This window comes from Methylophaga thalassica MP, assembly GCF_000214595.1.
In the GTDB taxonomy this organism is placed as follows: domain Bacteria; phylum Pseudomonadota; class Gammaproteobacteria; order Nitrosococcales; family Methylophagaceae; genus Methylophaga; species Methylophaga thalassica.
Window position 1 is genome coordinate 763,899 of the sequence record NZ_AFIG01000001.1, and the last position, 18,296, is coordinate 782,194.

Consider the following 18,296-nt stretch of genomic DNA (forward strand, 5'->3'; position numbering starts at 1 on the left):
GCGTGGAGTTGATAAATGAGTCGTAGTCGAAAACTTGATCCTGTTATCGAAATGGCTCGGAAAGCAACAGAGTCCGAGTTACAAAAACTTGGTCAACAAAATGCCTTACTTCAACAGGAGCAATTCCAGTTGGCTGATCTCCTTCAATATCGGGCCGAGTATCTCTCGCGCTTTCGACAAGCAGATCCCATGGTGATGACCGCAAAAAAAGCACTCGATCTGAGAAGCTTTTTAGCTAAATTAGACCAAGCAATTCTTAGTCAGGAATCACAAGTCAAATCAGCCAATGAAAAAGTCCAGCGTCAGCAAAAAATGTGGTTGCAGGCCAGAAATAAGGAGCAGGCTATTGATGCCTTAATGGCACGGTATGAAGCCACAGAGCTCAAAAAACAATTAAAAAGAGAACAAGTTGAAACGGATGAGCATACAAACGGTGTATGGCTGAGAAACCGAAATAAATAAAATGAATACCTAATTTTGAATAGTTGCAAAATTAAGATAATTTTTTTTGAAAAGAGGCCGATACCAGTAAAACATGTAAAAGGCATAGTAAAGATGAATCAGCCAAGATAAAGCTGAGACGCTATAGCCGAGGGAAATAGAAGGAATAGAAAAATGGCTGACTCGATTTCCGAAATAAACTGTGCTGAATCGGTCACGATCGCACAGGTTGCAGATATTTATGCGCAGCTGTTAATGGCGATGGCTGAAGGCCAGGCTATTCAAATTAATTTAGGTCAAATTGAACGTATCGATACAGCGGTCATTCAACTTTTCTATGCGTTCTATCGTGATGCTCAACTTCAGGGGCTGGTTGTCATTTGGTCAAATCCCAGTCAACTTTTTTGTGATGCTGTCGATAGATTGGGTATCAAAGCATTTTACGCACAATAAAATATAAAAACTAATATTAAAGAAGGAGCTTTTTTGTTATGGCTAATATTCTCGCAGTCGATGATTCTGCCTCAATGCGGCAAATGGTCACCTTCACTTTGCAAGGTGCCGGACATAAAGTCACCGTAGCAGATGATGGTAAACAGGCCCTGGATATAGCTCAAAAACAGTCTTTTGATTTGGTCATTACTGACGTCAATATGCCGGTAATGGATGGCTTGACTTTAACCCGTCAATTACGCCAATTATCCACGTTTAAGTTTATTCCTATACTCGTACTAACAACTGAAGCCGGACCAGAAAAGAAACAAGAGGGTCGTGCTGCTGGTGCAACAGGCTGGCTGATTAAACCGTTTAATCCTGAACAGCTGTTAGCGACGGTGAAAAAAGTCTTGGGTTAATCATATGAGCATCGACGTCTCCCAGTTTCATAGCATATTCTTCGAAGAAAGCTTCGAAGGTCTCGATATTATGGAAAGTGGCTTGCTTAGCATGTCGCAGGGAGAAATCGATGATGATACGGTCAATGGTATCTTTCGTGCCGCACACTCCATCAAAGGAGGGGCTGGCACCTTTGGCTTTAGCAATATTTCTGAGTTTACACATGGATTAGAGACGCTCCTTGATCAAATTCGTAATGGCGAACGCGAAGCAACGGATGATGTGATTGAAACATTACTTTCAGCTGTAGATACACTACGTGAAATGTTAACAGCTGTTCAAGATAGTTCAGAGGTAGATACAGAAAAAGTCAAACAAGTATCAAAGGCACTTGAGCAAATTTTACTAGGTTCAACGTCTGATGATGTCGACAAGGTAATGGATGAGGTTTCTGATGCGGATGTGAGCGCATCAGAGCCATTAACTCAAACATGGCTGATTAAGTTTAAACCTCTATCTCATATGCTCCAGACGGGAAATGAACCTATTCGGATGTTCCGTGAATTAGCGGAGTTAGGGGCGTTATCTGTTGAGGTGAATGAGGAGGAGCTACCTCCGTTTACCGATCTTGATCCTGAAATCTGTTATTTGAGTTGGCAACTGACTTTATCGGGTGACGTTGATGAAGCAGCAATAAACGAAGTTTTTGAGTGGGTGGATGGCGATTGTGAGCTGAGTATTGAGCGGCTTGAACAAAATGTGCCTGATATCGAGCCAGCTCTGTCGGCACATGAATCTGAACAGATCGATATCCATGAGCCCATGATTCCTCCTAGTTCACTGACGGAGGGTGAAACAGCCGAACCCGAAGCTCCATCGCCAAGTGCAACTGAAGCCCAACTCAAAACATCAGCTGAGATTGATCATCTCACACCGAAAAAAAATGAAGTTTCGCCTAAAAAGAAAGCCGTGACTCCGGATGCTTCTATTCGTGTTGGCACAGATAAAGTTGACTCACTGGTTAATCTTGTCGGTGAGTTAGTGATTACTCAGTCAATGCTGGGACAGATTGGTGAGAATTTTGATATCAACATGCTACCTCAGTTGATTGATGGTCTTGAACAGTTAGAACGTAATACCCGTGAGCTACAAGAAAGTATCATGCGAATTCGCATGTTGCCCATTAGTTTTGTTTTTAACCGTTTCCCTCGGCTGGTGCACGATATGACCAGTAAGTTGGGAAAACAAGTCGAGTTAGTTCTGAGCGGAGAGCAAACTGAACTTGATAAAACAGTGATGGAGAAAATAGGTGATCCTTTGGTTCATCTGGTGCGTAATTCATTAGATCACGGCTTGGAGACACCCGAAAAACGTCGAGCTGCTAATAAATCTGAAACCGGCACGCTAAAACTTAATGCCTATCATCAGGGTGGCAATATTGTCATTGAAATAAGTGATGATGGGGCCGGTCTAAACGAAGACAAAATTTTAAATAAAGCGATCGAGAAAGGTTTAGTTGATCCGAACGAAACACTCCCCCCAGAAAAAATACACGAACTCATTTTCTTACCAGGATTTTCTACAGCAGACCAAGTCAGCGACTTATCTGGTCGTGGGGTTGGAATGGATGTGGTTAGAAAAAATATTAATAGCTTAGGTGGTGCTGTTGAGGTCAAATCGGAATCTGGTATTGGTTCTACATTTACTATTCGATTGCCATTAACCTTAGCCATTATGGATGGTCAAATTATCCAAGTTGCCGATCAACGGTACATTATTCCATTGATTTCGATTATTGAGTCAGTTGAAGTCGAAGCGGGTAGAGTCAACAGAGTAACGGGTAAAGGCGAGCTCTATAAAATACGTGATGAGTATGTGCCAATAATCAGGCTGACGAATGTTTTCAATGTAGAGGGTGGCATAGAGGATTTGCAGGCTGGCTTACTGGTGATTGTTGACTGTGAAGATTATAAGGTGGGGTTATTTGTCGACGAGTTGTTGGCACAGCAACAAGTGGTTATCAAAAGCCTGGAGACCAATTTCCGCAAAGTTAAAGGTATCGCTGGTGCAACGATTCTAGGCGATGGTGCCGTCGCTTTGATTCTGGATATTCCAGGATTAATGGCAATGCATAGAGAACCTTCTCAGGTCAGAAAGAACTCATCAGGAAAGGTGGCTTGAGCGATGTCTGAAATCACTACAGAAAACGAAATACTCGATATTCTTGATGTTGTCGATAGTGTCGATGATGGTGCGCAGCAATACCTGACATTTGAACTTGCAGATGAACACTATGGCGTCGAAATTCTGCGGGTTCAGGAAATTAAAGGCTGGGATAATGTGACGCCGATTCCAAATACGCCTGCTCATGTTTGCGGAGTGTTGAATCTTCGTGGCGTGATTGTGCCAATTGTTGATCTGAGATTGTTATTCCAAATGCCTTTTAATCCATACACAAAAACAACAGTGGTTGTCGTTTTGAAAGTAGAAGGTATCACTGATCGTGTTGTCGGTATTGTGGTTGATGCGGTATCAGAGGCGCAGAACGTGGACCCTCAAATGATTTCAAACGCACCTGACTTAGGCACTGTCGTCGACACCAGTTTTATAAAAGGCATCACCAGTAACGATGAATATATGCTGATGTTATTGGATATCGATAAATTACTCAGTGTAGAGCAGGTAGGCTGATGACTACTGGCCATGTTCGTGTAATTGCCATTATGAACCAAAAAGGCGGGGTGGGGAAAACCACTACCACCGTTAATCTTGGGCACGCACTTGCTTTGCAAGGCAAACAAGTGGCGTTGATCGATATGGATCCTCAGGGACAAGTGGCGACAAGCCTGGGCCTGGATAATCAGCAACTAGGAATTGATGTTGTTTTACTTGAGGGTGAAGCGATTGATGTCGTCAAGCACCAGGCACGAGATAAGTTGGATCTAGTACCAGCGGGACCGCGCTTGAATGAGTTTGAACATATCAACGAGGGTGGTGTTGAACGTGGTCACCGACTACGAAAAGCAATCGAAGAGTCCTCGTTATCGGCTTATGATTTTGTCTTAATAGATTGCCCACCCTCTTCAGGGTTACTTGGTGTCAATGCCATGTTTGCTTCCAGCGAACTTATCGTTCCAGTGTCAGGGGATTACCTGTCACTACAAGGCTTATCTCGTATGATGCAAATTTTAAAACGGTCAGAGGAAATTTCAGGACATCGCATTCGACTTTGGCTGGTTTCGACCCGTATGCAATTGCGTCGGAATTTGACTGCTGAGGTCCGCAAGCGAGTGCTTAAATATTTCCCAGGCAGGGTGTTATTTACCCCTATTCGTGAAAACGTTGCACTAGCAGAGTGTCCCAGTTTTGGTAAAACAATTTTTGATTATCGGAAAAAAAGTGCTGGTGCGGAGGATTACTTCACTCTGGCCAGCGATGTATTAAACAGGAGAGCGGCTGATGGCCAAGAGTAAAAACGTCATGGGTAACGACCCGCTCGCCTGGTTAACGGTTGATAGTAAAACGTCGACTCAAAGTGTGCATGCTGATGAAACTGAACAGGCGGCTGAGGTTGATTCATCTACTGAGACTGAACTTCCTGAAAAAACACCTATTGAGTTAGTGGAGGAGAGTTTTACTTTCATCGCCGCTAAAGGTGAACTATTGGTTGCTGATTTTTATAGTGAACTTTTTGCATCACAACCACAGTTACAGCGCTTGTTTAGTGGTGTGTCACAACAGGGGCAACAGAAAAAATTATTAGCAGCGATAGTACTGTTGGTACAAAACCTGCGTCATCCAGCTTTACTGGACAGTTATTTGACAGAATTAGGTAAACGCCATGTTTCATATGGCGTGAAAGAGGCGGATTACCAAGCCGTTAAAAATTGCCTGCTCACTGTGCTGGAAAAATATGCTGTATCTGCTTGGTCACAAGCTGTTGCTTCAGCCTGGAATGAAACACTGGATAGCGTTATTAAAAAAATGACGACGGACGAAGAGTCCGTGGAGGAGAGAGACATGGCTGTTAATCAAAAAGCTGATAAAGAAATCCTAAATAGAGCCAATGCGCTTGATAATGCGGTAACGGCTGTGATGATGATTGATAGAGATTTCACTATTACGTACGCCAACCAATCAACACTAAACATGTTGGGTGAGCATGAAGAAACCCTAAAATCGGTCTATCCTGGATTCTCTGTCAAAGGTCTGGTTGGCAGCAACATTGATCTTTTTCATAAAAATCCAGCTCATCAAAGGCAGATGCTTAGTAATCCTGATAATCTGCCACATCAGGCTGACATTAAAGTGGGACCACTGGCTTTTAGACTGAATGTCACGGCAATGATGGATGAAGAAGGCAACTACATTGGTAATATGCTCGAATGGCATAACGTCACTGCAGAGAAGCTGCGAAATGCTGATATTCATGGCCAGTTTGATGCCTTGAATAAAGTGATGGGCGTCATCAGTTTTGAATTGGACGGTACCATCATCGATGTCAATGATAATTTTCTCAAAGTAGTGGGCTATAGTCGAGAGGATGTCATAGGGAAGCATCATCGAATGTTCGTTTCGCCTGAATCTGCTCAAAGCGTCGAATATGCTGAGTTCTGGGCAAAATTAAACCGTGGCGAATTTGATAGTGGTGAATATAAACGGGTTGCCAGAGGTGGCAAGGATATTTGGCTACAAGCTAGTTACAATCCTATTCTGGATATTAATGGCAAACCTTTTAAAGTCGTTAAATTTGCAACGGAAATTACAGAAACAAAATTGCAGCGCGCCAATTTTGAAGGTCAAATTTCTGCCATTAACAAAGCAATGGGTGTAATCAGTTTCGATATGGACGGCACCATTCGCAGCGTGAATGATAATTTCCTCAATGCTGTCGGTTATCAGCGTGAGGAGGTTGTGGGTAAACATCACCGTATGTTTGCTACACCTGAGTTAGCGAAAAGTCCTGAGTATGCAGAGTTTTGGGCAAAACTCAATCGTGGAGAGTTTGACGCCGGGGAATATCAACGTGTAGGAAAAGATGGAAAAGATATCTGGTTACAAGCCAGCTATAACCCCATTTTTGATCTAAATGGTAAGCCTTATAAAGTGGTTAAATACGCTTCAGATATTACTGATCAAAAACACTTGCAGTTTGCCGTTCAACAAGCGTTATCAGCGACATCCACCGTGATGAATGCATTGGCGCAAGGTGACCTCACCAAGTTAATGGATGGTGAGTTTGAGGGCGAGTTTGCGCTACTTCAGCAAGCGGTGAATGGTTCAATTACAAAAATTTCATCCATTGTGCAGGACATCATCGAAGCGTCGATCAGCATTTCTTCTGCAGCGAGTGAAATTTCACAAGGTAATACTGATTTAAGTCAGCGAACAGAGGAACAAGCTTCCTCACTGCAAGAAACCGCAGCGAGTATGGAAGAGCTCACCAGTACCGTCAGACAAAACTCCGATAATGCTCGTCAGGCTAACCAGCTTGCCGTGGATGCAAGGAGTAAGGCTGAAAAAGGGGGAAGCGTCATTCAAGAGGCCATTCAAGCGATGGCGGCAATCAGCACTTCCAGTAAGCGCGTTGCAGATATTATTGGTGTTATTGATGAAATCGCCTTTCAAACTAACTTGCTCGCATTAAATGCCGCTGTAGAAGCGGCTCGAGCAGGTGAACAAGGCCGTGGATTTGCCGTGGTTGCGTCAGAAGTACGTAACTTGGCACAGCGTTCAGCCGCTGCGGCAAAAGAAATTAAAGAGTTGATTAATGACAGTGGTGAAAAAGTCAGGGAAGGTTCTGTTTTAGTCAATGAATCTGGCAAAACCTTAGAAGAAATTGTCGAGGGAGCGAAAAAGGTTGGGGACATTATTTCTGAAATCGCCGCTGCCGGTATAGAGCAAACATCAGGTATCGAGCAAGTTAATCAGGCAGTGACTCAGATGGATGAAATGACGCAGCAAAATGCAGCGCTAGTAGAGCAAGCGGCGGCGGCGAGTGAATCCTTAGATGAACAAGGGAAGCATCTGGAAGAAATGATGATGTTTTTCAAAACAGATTCTGATGTGGCATCCCCCAAACAACGTGCTGTATTAGCTGATGCCGCGGCACCAAGAAAAGAAGTAAAAGCCATCAAAGCAAGGCCAGAGTCGATGGCGACAGCAAAAACAGCAAGTCGTCAGGTCATGTCAAATCATCAAGAAAGTGATGAGTGGGAAGAGTTTTAAGGCCAGCGGGTCAGGTTCTGGAGCTGTATTCTCATGGATAGAACTGCGCGGGAATTTGAGTTCTCGGACAGGCATTTTTCTAAAATAAGTGCTTTCGTAACCGCGCACACCGGAATTTTATTGCCACCGGCAAAAAAAGACATGGTGTATAGCCGGTTATCGAAACATGTTCGGAAATTGTTTCAGGGAAGCTTTGACACGTTTTGCGATGCTATCGAAAATGGTGATGATGAAATAAAAGAGCTATTAATCAATGCCATTACAACCAATCTGACAGCTTTTTTTCGGGAAAAGCATCATTTTGATTATTTAAAACAATATGTTTTTCCAGAGCTAATGCTCAAAAATAAAACGACTAAAAGAATACGTATCTGGTCTGCAGGATGTTCGACTGGAGAAGAGCCTTACAGTTTAGCTATATGCTTACATGAGTTTTTCAATGACAAAAAAGACTGGGATGTAAAAGTTCTGGCAACCGACTTAGATGCCAATGTTCTAGAGCAAGCTGCGTCGGGTATCTATGCCATTGAACGTCTCACCCAGTTCTCAGAGAATGAAAAAAAATCTTGGTTCACCCGAGGCAAAGTGAATACTGACTTAGTGAAGGTCAAGAGTTTCTTACAGAAATATATTGTTTTTAAAAGATTAAACCTGTTACACACCTTCCCAATGCGTGGGCCATTTGATGTGATATTTTGTCGAAATGTCATTATTTATTTTGACAAAGCCACTCAAAGAGATTTATTCCATCGATTTGCTGAAAAGATACTGCCCGGTGGTTATATGTTTATAGGGCACTCAGAAACGCTATTTAACATTAGTGAACAGTTCGTTTCTGTTGGAAACACAATATACAGACGACAGTCATGATGGCTTTACTTCCTGTTCTACCAGATGCAATAAAGGGGTTTGAAGACGTTAATCGTTACTGGGATAGCTACGCTCAAGCCTGGGTTGCAAAAATTCTACCTGGACAACTCTATGTGAGTTGTAGTGATGATGAGGTGATTTCAACAACCTTGGGGTCTTGCGTTGCGGCTTGTATTCGTGATCGAATAAAGGGTATTGGTGGCGTAAATCACTTTATGCTGCCATGGACAGAAAATGCGCCAAGTGAAACATGGAAAGGCATGGCAACACGTTATGGCAGTTTTGCCATGGAGTCTTTGATAAATGAGATTTTAAAGGCTGGTGGCGAACGCTGTAACTTAGAGATGAAGGTTTGTGGTGGGGCTCGCATCATAAACGGAATATCGAATGATATTGGACGTAAAAATAGTGACTTTATTCTTAGCTTCGCTCAAACCGAGGGCATCCCTCTGATTGCTTATGATCTTGGAGACATTCATCCTCGAAAACTGATGTATTACCCCAGCACCGGACAGATGTATGTCAAACGTATTCAACAACTTCACAATGATACTGTTTACCAGCGGGAGTCTCAGTATCATGAACAATTAAAAGCCGCGCCCCAGAGTGGTGGCGTAGAGTTATTCGACAGGTAGGGAAGGAATGAAAAAGATTTCTGTTATTGTCATTGATGATTCGGCTTTAGTCAGAAAGCTACTATCAGAGATCCTCAATTCCGACCCTGAACTGGAAGTAGTTGCGACAGCTGGAGACCCTTATCAGGCTAGAGAAAAGATTAAACAGTTTAATCCAGATGTGTTAACGCTGGATGTTGAAATGCCAAAAATGGATGGGGTGACATTTTTACGTAATCTGATGCGGTTGAGGCCAATGCCTGTAGTTATGGTGTCAACACTGACAGAAAAAGGCGCACAAATCACCCTTGAAGCTATGGCCTTGGGCGCATTTGATTTTGTAGAAAAACCCAAATTGGATTTATCTCAAACTCTGGCCACCTACTCCGATGAAATTATCAGTAAAGTGAAAGCAGCGGCGGGCGTTCAACCTGAACAATTGAACCAAAAAGCGATGCTGCAAGTAGATGAGCGTTTAACAGCCGATGCGATTATTGCTAAGAGTTCAAAAAATATTCCTTTAAAAACCACTGAAAAAATTGTTGCAATCGGGGCTTCCACTGGCGGAACAGAAGCAATAAAAACAGTCTTGTGTGCATTGCCAGCCAATGCGCCAGGTATTGTGATTACACAACATATACCTGCGAGCTTCAGTGCGCCTTTTGCGGATCGTGTGAATAAAATGTCGGTGTTGAATGTCAGTCAGGCAGAAGATGGTGAGCAAATACTGCCTGGACATGTATATATTGCCCCAGGAGACAAACATCTTTTAGTTGAGCGTAGTGGAGCTCGTTACTATTGTCGATTGAATGATGGTCCCGCAGTATCACGTCATAAACCCTCAGTTGATGTTCTCTTTCGTTCGGTTGCTCAAAATGTTGGAGCAAATGCGATTGGTATTATGTTGACCGGAATGGGCGATGATGGCGCTAGGGGCATGATGGAGATGAAGGATAATGGGGCGAGTAACATTGTTCAGGATGAAAAAAGCAGTGTTGTCTGGGGTATGCCCGGCGCGGCCTACAAGCTGGGGGCGGCGGAATTGATGCTACCGCTGGATAAAATTGCTCAAGAGATCATGAAACAGGGTCGATAATGTTCGATACATACGCGAGAGTTAATTAAGGACGATATGATGAAAAATCCGTTTGATAAAAAACATATTATTGCTTTCCTATCGTCCATAGGGTTTGTTATAGCCGCCTTATTTTTCGTGAACTGGCTGGCGGCGTTATTGGTTCTATTTGCCTCTGTTTCAGTATTTTTTTTATTGCGTGAGAATGTGTCAGTTCAAATGCAGACAGCGGTTGCTACGACACAGTTATCTTCGGCGGATATCGATGATTTAAAAAATGAAGTAGTCGGTGATATCACGCTTCAGATTGAAAATAAACGTGCAGAGAATGAGCAAATTTCTGCATTGTTGACAAATGCCGTGCAATCTTTGGGTGATAGTTTCCAAGGTTTGAATGAACAAGCTTCAAATGAGGATGATATGCTTCATAGCTTGGTTGATCATAGAGATGGTCAGCAAGGTCTGTCTGAGTTTATAAAAGAAACCGAATCGGTTATGAGCTTTCTTGTGCAAACCTTGCTAAAAAACTCAGATGATAGCCGTTTGGTAATGGATAAACTGGATGAAATTAATCAGAGAGTTGACGGCGTAATTTCTTTGCTGGACGACGTAAAAGATATCGCATCTCAAACAAACTTATTAGCCCTAAATGCGGCGATAGAAGCAGCAAGAGCAGGAGATGCCGGGCGTGGATTTGCTGTTGTTGCTGATGAAGTCAGAAAACTATCACAAAAATCTGATGACTTTAGTGATGAAATAAATAAAATCACTATGCAGGTTAAGTCAACCATTGACGAGGCAAGTGATGTCATTTCTGAGTTAGTCTCTGCCGATACAGATTTAGTAATGAACAGTAAAGCCAAAGTAGCAGAAATGACCACTACCATGTCAGCACTGAATGATAAAACGCAATCCGTGATATCTGGTACGAGTGAGATTAGTCATCAGATATCTGGCTTGGTAAACCAGGCGGTAACATCACTTCAGTTTGAAGATATGTGTCATCAGTTAAGCGAGCATATGGATAAGCGTTTAAATACAGTGTCAGCACTTATCAATGTAATTAGTGAGATACCCTTGTCATCGGATAGCGATGGTGATCTAGCAGCATGTCAGCAGAAATTTCTAGAGGTCAAAAAAACAGTAGCTGAACTCCAGAATAAAATAGATGAAACAAAACACAAATCGGTCTCACAAAAAAGTGTCGATGCCGGAGATATCGAACTCTTCTAAATACTGGCACATTGCTTGCTCTTAACTCCATGAACAGGTCGATAACGACGATAGAGTAGGGAGAGGCGTTATGCCACAAAGTGTTTCTATACAAACCGATAGTGTTGTCAGCACTAAGCTAGCACATACCAAAGAAGTATCGAAGGATAACTCTTTCTCTGAAACGCTTGATAAACATATCAATACAGCAGAACAGAGGTCTACCGAGTCAAATAAGTCGCAAACAAAATCAGTTGAAAGCCGCGATAATAAGGCGACCGATAAAACGGAAAAGGATGAGTCTGTCACAACGGAAGCGGACAAAAAGACGGAAAAAAGCGACAACGATGACGGCAAGAAATTGCCGTCTGAGGACAAGGTCAGTGATAAAGATACTGAACCTAAAAATGATGCGGAATCACCTTCTGAGGATTCTGACACAGCAGATTCGCAAACAACTTTTGTCGTTGTCCAATCGCCAGAAACAAAAGTACCCGTAACCAGCAACAATGAAGTTAATGTCGCGGCCGAAGGTGACGCTGCCGTAAAAAAATCAGTGACTGCGCCGTCTGTCACATCAACTTTAGAACCTCAAAAACAATCAACATCATCTACTGAGACTAACTCAGAAACCAATGCGCTTAATAAAAAACAAGCTGACGCCAGCCTGGTTACGGTAACGGAGACAGAAAAAGCGGTCATTAAACAAACTCAAAATTCGACAGATGAAAAAGTGCCCAATTTTGCTAAGGCACTGCAGTCGATGAATGAAGCTGACGGCAAAACCAGTGAAATTCGTGCCGACATCATGGATGCCATTAAACGACAACGCCAAAGAGGTGATGGTGAGCAGGTTACTAATGTTAGGAATATGATGGCAGCACAAGCCGAAAACAAAGATAAAACAGATGTTGATCTGCTTGGTATTCGTGCTGATAAAACAATTCAAGAGCGGATAGTTGGAAGTACATCGGCTACTGCGACCTCTGTGAACACTAGCGCAACATCATCACAGACAGGATCCACTTCAACACCAAGCACGTCTGTGGTCAGCCTGCCCGTTCAGCCGAATATACAAAGCTCAGCATGGTCACAAGTGATGAATAGCCGTGTCATCTGGATGGCTAAAGAAGGTATTCAGCAGGCTGAGTTGAAAATGAACCCGGCTAATTTAGGTCCAGTTGAAGTAAAACTCCATGTACAAAATGATCAGGCCAGTGTAACTTTTCTCGCACAACACTCCACAACAAGAGATGCGTTGGAACAGGCTTTGCCAAAATTACGAGATAGCTTTGCAGAAAATGGTATTCAGCTGACGCATGCTGAGGTGGGGCAGCAACAGCATCAACAGCAACGAGAAGATCAGCCACAGCAAACACAGAATTCTCAGAATTTTACTCAAGCCCGTGGTCAAAGTGACGATATAATGACTGAAGCCGAGGAAACGCTAGGTTCTGCTAGAGAAGAAAGTGGTCTTAGTTTGTACGTCTGAGGCATAAAATAATAATATTAAGTTCAATCCGGGAGAGACGGACGTGTTCAAACTTGAAAATTTCTCTTTGAGAAAACGCATGTATATCATTGGTGGTCTTGGTGTGGTTGCCTTATTGGGACTACTGCTGCTTGAAGGCTATATGTATCACTCTGGTATCAAGGAAATAGAAGCACTGTACATTGCAGCAATGTATGTTGTGGTAGCAAGTATTTTAGTGGTGGCTATTGCCCACTACATCGGTCGATTCGGTGACAAGCGCGCGATGACCTTAGTTGGTGCAATTCAGAACATCAAAAAAGGTGATTTGACTCATAAAGTAGCTATCTCTGGAAAAAGTGATTTTAGCTGGATGGCATTTGAACTGGACAGTGCCAGAAAAAATGTTGCTAACCTGGTTCACACTTTAGTTGGTGGTGTAACTCAGCTCACGTCAGCTAGTCAGAATATGCAAGCTATCAGTAAAGAAACGGTTGATGGCGTATTACGCCAACAGTCAGAAACGACACAGGTGGCGACAGCTATGAATGAAATGACCGCTTCAGTTCAAGAAGTGGCTCGAACAGCTTCCAGTGCGGCAGAAGCTGCTCGAAATGCAGATACAGAAGCTAAAGCAGGTAAGCAGGTGGTAATGGAAACCATGCAGGCCATTGACTCCCTAGCTACCGAAGTTGAAAAAGCGGCAGAACAATTGAGCAGCCTGGAATCAGATATCGGCAATATCGGTGCAATCGTTGATGTCATTCGCGGCATTACTGAACAAACCAACTTACTTGCACTGAACGCAGCTATTGAAGCTGCCCGTGCAGGTGAACACGGTCGAGGCTTTGCGGTGGTCGCCGATGAAGTCCGCACGCTGGCTGCCAGAACACAATCATCTACTCATGAAATAGAAGAGATGGTTGAACGCCTGCAGCAAGGTGCTCAGGTTGCGGTAAAAGTCATGAACGAAGGTCGCGAGCGAGCAAAACACAGTGTTGAAAAAGCATCCAGTGCTGGTGCTGCTTTGGATTCAATCACTGCGATGATTTCCACCATGGATGAAATGAGTGCACAAATTTCTAGTGCAGCGAATGAACAGTCTTCAGTGGCTGAAGATATCAACCGTGGTATTGTGAATATCAGTCAGGTTGCTGAGCATACCGCTGAGGGGGCGAGAGAGTCTTCTATTGCAGTAGAAACCTTGAGTAATCTGGCGACGCAGTTACAAGAAGCGGCAAGTAAATTTAAAGTATAAATGTGCTTTAAAATATAGAGATAAAAAAAAGCCCGGTTTACCGGGCTTTTTTTATTCAGAGAAGACTTTTTTCAATATCTGCCAACGCCTGCATTGGATCACTTGCCGCGGTAATTGGTCTGCCAATCACCAGATAATGGCTTCCAGCTTCTATTGCTTGTTTTGGTGTCATAATCCGATGTTGATCTCCAACATCACTACCTGCAGGACGAATACCCGGCGTGATTAATTGGAAAGCGTCGCCTAGATTTTCACGAAGCGCACTAGCTTCCTGAGCAGAACATACGATGCCATCTAAGCCGCTGCTTTTAGCCATTTTTGCCAAACGAATTACCGTATCAGACATATTACCGCTGAGACCTATTTGCTCAAACGTAGTTTGATCCATACTGGTAAGCAAGGTAACACCAATCAGAATTGGTTGAGTAGAAGCGCTGTCAACAGCTTCTCTGGCTGCTTCCATCATTGCTGCACCACCTAAAGTATGTACATTGAGCATCCAGACACCCAGATCAGCAGCGGCTGCACAGGCTTTGGCAACGGTATGAGGAATATCGTGATATTTCAGATCGAGAAATACATCAAAACCGCGGGAGACTAGGTCAGTGACTACACTTGGACCAGAGCGGGTAAATAACTCTTTCCCTACTTTTACGCGTGCACGCTTTGGATCAATTTGATCGGCCATCTGCAGGGCATCATTGGCTGTAGCATAGTCAAGGGCAACAATAATTCTCGGGTCTGACATTGATTTCTCCAAACTGACAATGACCGGGATCCTACCTCAATTGCGTCAGTTTCGCCGTTAATATCAAGAAAATGTTATTCTGTCCGGCGTTTTTTGCTGAGATTAAATGAATGAAATTTGATTTACTTGCGCAGGACGGCTTTGCCCGTCGGGGACGATTAACGTTTGAACGGGGAACAATAGAAACCCCTGCGTTTATGCCTGTTGGTACCTATGGTTCAGTAAAGTCGATGACACCCGAAGAGGTGAAAGCGACTGGTGCTGAAATAATATTAGGCAATACATTTCATTTAATGCTGCGCCCTGGGACAGAGATTATCTCAGCCCATGGTGATTTACATGACTTTATGCAGTGGCAGGGACCTATCCTGACTGACTCCGGCGGTTTTCAAGTGTTTAGTCTGGGAGAGCTGCGAAAAATTACTGAGCAAGGTGTGCATTTCAGTTCACCAGTGAATGGCAGTAAGGTCTTTCTCGGACCAGAAGAGTCAATGGCGGTACAGCGCGCTTTAGGCAGTGATATCGTCATGATATTTGATGAATGCACACCGTATCCTGCTGATGTGGATACCGCAGCAAAATCCATGGAGTTATCACTTCGGTGGGCAAAACGCAGTAAAGAAGCGCATGGCGATAATCCTTCAGCATTATTTGGCATTGTGCAGGGAGGAATGCATGAGCAATTACGTCATATATCCTTAGACGGACTAATGGAGATTGGTTTTGATGGTTATGCCATTGGTGGCTTATCAGTGGGTGAACCGAAAGAAGATATGCTGCGGATACTCGACTTTCTGGCGCCGGTGATGCCGCAGGATAAACCCCATTACCTTATGGGCGTAGGACGTCCCGAAGATTTAGTGGAAGGTGTGATGCGGGGCGTAGATATGTTCGACTGTGTCATGCCTACCCGTAATGCACGCAATGGCCATTTATTTGTGCATCAGGGCGTGATTAAGATTCGTAATAGCCGCTTTAAGTCGGACACTAAACCATTAGACCCCTATTGTGATTGTTACACCTGTCAGAACTATAGCCGGGCCTATTTGCATCATTTAGATAAAACCGGGGAAATGTTGGGGCCGAGACTGAATACCATTCACAACCTTCATTACTACCAGACATTGATGAGTGGTCTGAGGCAGGCAATAGAAAACAATACACTCACGCAATTTCGTGAGGAGTTTTATGCCCTCAGAGAAACTGAAATTGTTTAAAACGGTTCAATGCTATCGAACACCCTGTCAGCTGTGGCATAATCGGTTTCTTTTTTCTTGTTGATTTTGAGGATTAACGATGGACTTTTTTATCTCTCCAGCTGCCGCTGCTGATGCAGCAACGACAACAGCAGGTTCTCCAGGCCTGATGGATTTTGCTTTTCCCATTATTCTGTTAGTGCTGTTTTATTTCATGCTGATCAGACCTCAGCAAAAACGTGCAAAAGAACATAAAGCAATGCAATCTGCCTTATCAAAAGGCGACGAAGTGGTAACAGACGGTGGTTTGATGGGGAAAATTATTGAAATTACCGATAATGCTATCACTGTTCAAATTGCTGAAAATGTTGAAGTAAAAGTACGTCGTGAATCAGTCAATGCTGTTTTACCCAAAGGTACATTGAAAAAACTATAAGGTCTTGCCATCTGAAGGATGGCTTGAAGTAAAAGTCAGGAATGAATTATGAACCGATATCCACTGTGGAAAAACTTACTTGTTCTTATTGTGTTATTAGTCGCAGGACTATATGCACTCCCTAATTTATACGGGGATGACCCGGCAGTGCAGATTTCTGCTGGTAGAACTGCCACGGTGGATTTGGCTTTAGCAGATAAAGCGGAAAAAGCACTTAAAACGGCTGGCATTGAATATAAAGGTGCTCAGCTTGAAGATGACAAGCTACTTATCAGATTAACCTCTGCAGACAATCAATTAAAAGCTAAAGACGCTTTAAGCAAAGCCTTAGTAGGCGATTACATTATTGCCTTGAATCTGGCTTCTACTACACCGCATTGGTTAGCGTCTCTGGGCGCAGAACCGATGAATCTTGGCCTAGACTTGCGTGGTGGTGTTCACTTTCTAATGCAAGTGGATATGGACGCCGCTGTGAAGCAAAGCCTTGATACTTATGGCAGTGATATTCGTTTATCACTTCGCGAAGAAAAAATTCGTTATAAACAAATCAAAGTAGAAGGTCAGAAACTGATTTTGGTGTTACGCAACACCGAAGACAGAGACAAAGCTGAATCTTTGATTCTGAAAAACTTCAATGATCTTCAGGTCACAGTATCTGATAATGAGGCTAGCCCTGAAATCATCATGAATATGTCTGAAAAGAGTATTCGTGAGACCAAACAACTCGCCTTACAACAAAACATCACTACATTAAGAAATCGTATTAATGAGCTGGGTGTGGCAGAGCCAACGGTGCAGCAGCAGGGTGATGACCGAATCGTCGTTCAACTGCCTGGTGTGCAGGATACTGCGCAAGCGAAGAAGATCCTGGGAGCGACAGCTACCCTTGAGTTCAGACTGGTTGATACAGAGCATGATGTTAAAGATGCGGTGAATGGACGCATTCCACCGAACTCAGAACTTTATTACAGCCGTGATGGACGCCCTTATTTGCTGGATAAGCGCGTCATGCTGACGGGTGAGCATGTGATCAATGCGGCATCAACTTTAGATCCGCAATCTGGTACCCCAGCTGTTTCTGTCACCTTGGATGGTAAAGGTGCGAGAGCATTTAGTAATGTGACCCGCGATAATATCGGTAATCCAATGGCGGTGGTTTTCATTGAGTCAAAAATGGAAACAAAAGAGATTGATGGTGAATTGGTTTCTGTCAGACGTCAGGTGCCTGAGATTATCAATGTCGCCACCATCCGCGATCAACTCAGTAAAAAATTCCAGATTACTGGTTTAGACAGCACAACAGAAGCGCGTGATTTGTCGCTGCTGTTACGGGCGGGTGCTTTAGCGGCTCCGATTGAAATTGTCGAAGAACGGACTGTTGGACCAAGCATGGGGCAACAGAATATCGAACAAGGCTTTGAGTCAGTCATTATTGGTTTTGTACTGGTGCTGGTATTTATGCTTGTCTGGTATCGCGTATTTGGTTTATTTGCCAACGTCGCTTTAGCCGCGAACCTTATTTTCATTGTGGCATTACTCTCGTTATTACAGGCAACACTGACCTTGCCCGGTATTGCTGGTATCGTGCTGACTGTGGGTATGGCGGTTGATGCCAACGTACTTATTTATGAACGTATTCGTGAAGAGCTACGAAATGGTAATAGCCCTCAAGCCAGTATCAGCGCCGGTTATGATAAAGCGTTCTCTACCATCGCTGATGCGAATATCACCACCTTGATTGCAGCCATTGTGTTATTTGGCTTCGGAACGGGGGCGATTAAAGGTTTTGCTGTGACATTATCACTCGGCATTATCACTTCTATGTTTACGGCCATTATGGGAACACGTGCTTTAGTTAACTTGTTCTATGGTCGTAAAAATAAACCTAAGCTATCAATTTAGGAATCATGTTC

General features: G+C 43.4%; 17 protein-coding genes. 16 read left to right on the forward strand and 1 reads right to left on the reverse strand.

All coding sequences use genetic code 11. The annotated features are described in order from the left end of the window. Positions 1–15 precede the first annotated feature (15 nt). From fliJ to MAMP_RS03650, 13 genes are all read left to right on the forward strand, one after another. Positions 16–462: a flagellar export protein FliJ gene (fliJ, locus tag MAMP_RS03590; protein ID WP_007144627.1), complete on the forward strand. Its 447-nt coding sequence runs from the start codon at positions 16–18 to the stop codon at positions 460–462. Between the two features lie 153 nt (positions 463–615). Next, on the forward strand, positions 616–894 hold the full coding sequence (locus tag MAMP_RS03595; protein ID WP_007144628.1) for an STAS domain-containing protein: 279 nt from the start codon (positions 616–618) through the stop codon (positions 892–894). A gap of 38 nt (positions 895–932) precedes the next feature. Next, positions 933–1,295, forward strand: coding sequence for a response regulator (locus MAMP_RS03600; RefSeq protein WP_007144629.1), 363 nt, complete (start codon positions 933–935; stop codon positions 1,293–1,295). 4 nt (positions 1,296–1,299) lie between these two features. After that, positions 1,300–3,456 (forward strand): chemotaxis protein CheA, encoded by a 2,157-nt coding sequence (locus tag MAMP_RS03605; protein ID WP_040576169.1) that lies wholly within the window; start codon positions 1,300–1,302, stop codon positions 3,454–3,456. A 3-nt stretch (positions 3,457–3,459) separates the two neighbouring features. Next, entirely contained in the window at positions 3,460–3,966 is a 507-nt protein-coding gene (locus MAMP_RS03610; RefSeq protein WP_007144631.1) for a chemotaxis protein CheW, read from the forward strand. Continuing rightward, positions 3,966–4,748, forward strand: coding sequence for a ParA family protein (locus MAMP_RS03615; RefSeq protein ID WP_007144632.1), 783 nt, complete (start codon positions 3,966–3,968; stop codon positions 4,746–4,748). Before MAMP_RS03610 ends, MAMP_RS03615 begins: the two co-directional genes overlap by 1 nt. Beyond that, positions 4,735–7,503 (forward strand): methyl-accepting chemotaxis protein, encoded by a 2,769-nt coding sequence (locus MAMP_RS16505; protein ID WP_007144633.1) that lies wholly within the window; start codon positions 4,735–4,737, stop codon positions 7,501–7,503. Before MAMP_RS03615 ends, MAMP_RS16505 begins: the two co-directional genes overlap by 14 nt. Positions 7,504–7,536: 33 nt before the next feature. Next, a complete protein-coding gene (locus MAMP_RS03625) occupies positions 7,537–8,373 on the forward strand; it encodes a CheR family methyltransferase (RefSeq protein ID WP_007144634.1) in 837 nt (278 codons plus the stop codon). Continuing rightward, positions 8,370–9,008, forward strand: a complete 639-nt coding sequence (gene cheD, locus MAMP_RS03630) for a chemoreceptor glutamine deamidase CheD (RefSeq protein WP_007144635.1) — start codon at positions 8,370–8,372, stop codon at positions 9,006–9,008. The genes MAMP_RS03625 and cheD overlap by 4 nt, the downstream gene beginning before the upstream one ends. Positions 9,009–9,015: 7 nt before the next feature. Further along, positions 9,016–10,083: a protein-glutamate methylesterase/protein-glutamine glutaminase gene (locus tag MAMP_RS03635; RefSeq protein WP_007144636.1), complete on the forward strand. Its 1,068-nt coding sequence runs from the start codon at positions 9,016–9,018 to the stop codon at positions 10,081–10,083. Positions 10,084–10,122: 39 nt separating this feature from the next. Next, positions 10,123–11,295, forward strand: coding sequence for a methyl-accepting chemotaxis protein (locus MAMP_RS03640; protein WP_007144637.1), 1,173 nt, complete (start codon positions 10,123–10,125; stop codon positions 11,293–11,295). A 70-nt stretch (positions 11,296–11,365) separates the two neighbouring features. Further along, complete coding sequence (locus tag MAMP_RS03645; protein ID WP_007144638.1) at positions 11,366–12,766, forward strand: flagellar hook-length control protein FliK; 1,401 nt, start codon at positions 11,366–11,368, stop codon at positions 12,764–12,766. A gap of 43 nt (positions 12,767–12,809) precedes the next feature. Further along, positions 12,810–14,003 carry a methyl-accepting chemotaxis protein gene (locus tag MAMP_RS03650; protein WP_007144639.1) on the forward strand — a complete coding sequence of 398 codons (1,194 nt, stop codon included), beginning with the start codon at positions 12,810–12,812 and terminating at the stop codon, positions 14,001–14,003. A 55-nt stretch (positions 14,004–14,058) separates the two neighbouring features. On the opposite strand, the gene pyrF is transcribed toward MAMP_RS03650, so the two are convergent. After that, positions 14,059–14,751, reverse strand: coding sequence for an orotidine-5'-phosphate decarboxylase (pyrF, locus tag MAMP_RS03655; RefSeq protein ID WP_007144640.1), 693 nt, complete (start codon positions 14,749–14,751; stop codon positions 14,059–14,061). A gap of 110 nt (positions 14,752–14,861) precedes the next feature. Here pyrF and tgt point away from each other — a divergent pair, with 110 nt between their 5' ends. The 3 genes from tgt to secD all read left to right on the forward strand — a co-directional run bounded on the left by tgt (position 14,862) and on the right by secD (position 18,285). Next, positions 14,862–15,968 carry a tRNA guanosine(34) transglycosylase Tgt gene (gene tgt, locus MAMP_RS03660; RefSeq protein WP_007144641.1) on the forward strand — a complete coding sequence of 369 codons (1,107 nt, stop codon included), beginning with the start codon at positions 14,862–14,864 and terminating at the stop codon, positions 15,966–15,968. A 79-nt stretch (positions 15,969–16,047) separates the two neighbouring features. Next, entirely contained in the window at positions 16,048–16,383 is a 336-nt protein-coding gene (gene yajC, locus MAMP_RS03665; RefSeq protein ID WP_007144642.1) for a preprotein translocase subunit YajC, read from the forward strand. A gap of 48 nt (positions 16,384–16,431) precedes the next feature. Continuing rightward, positions 16,432–18,285: a protein translocase subunit SecD gene (gene secD, locus MAMP_RS03670; protein ID WP_007144643.1), complete on the forward strand. Its 1,854-nt coding sequence runs from the start codon at positions 16,432–16,434 to the stop codon at positions 18,283–18,285. The last annotated feature ends 11 nt before the right edge of the window (positions 18,286–18,296 follow it).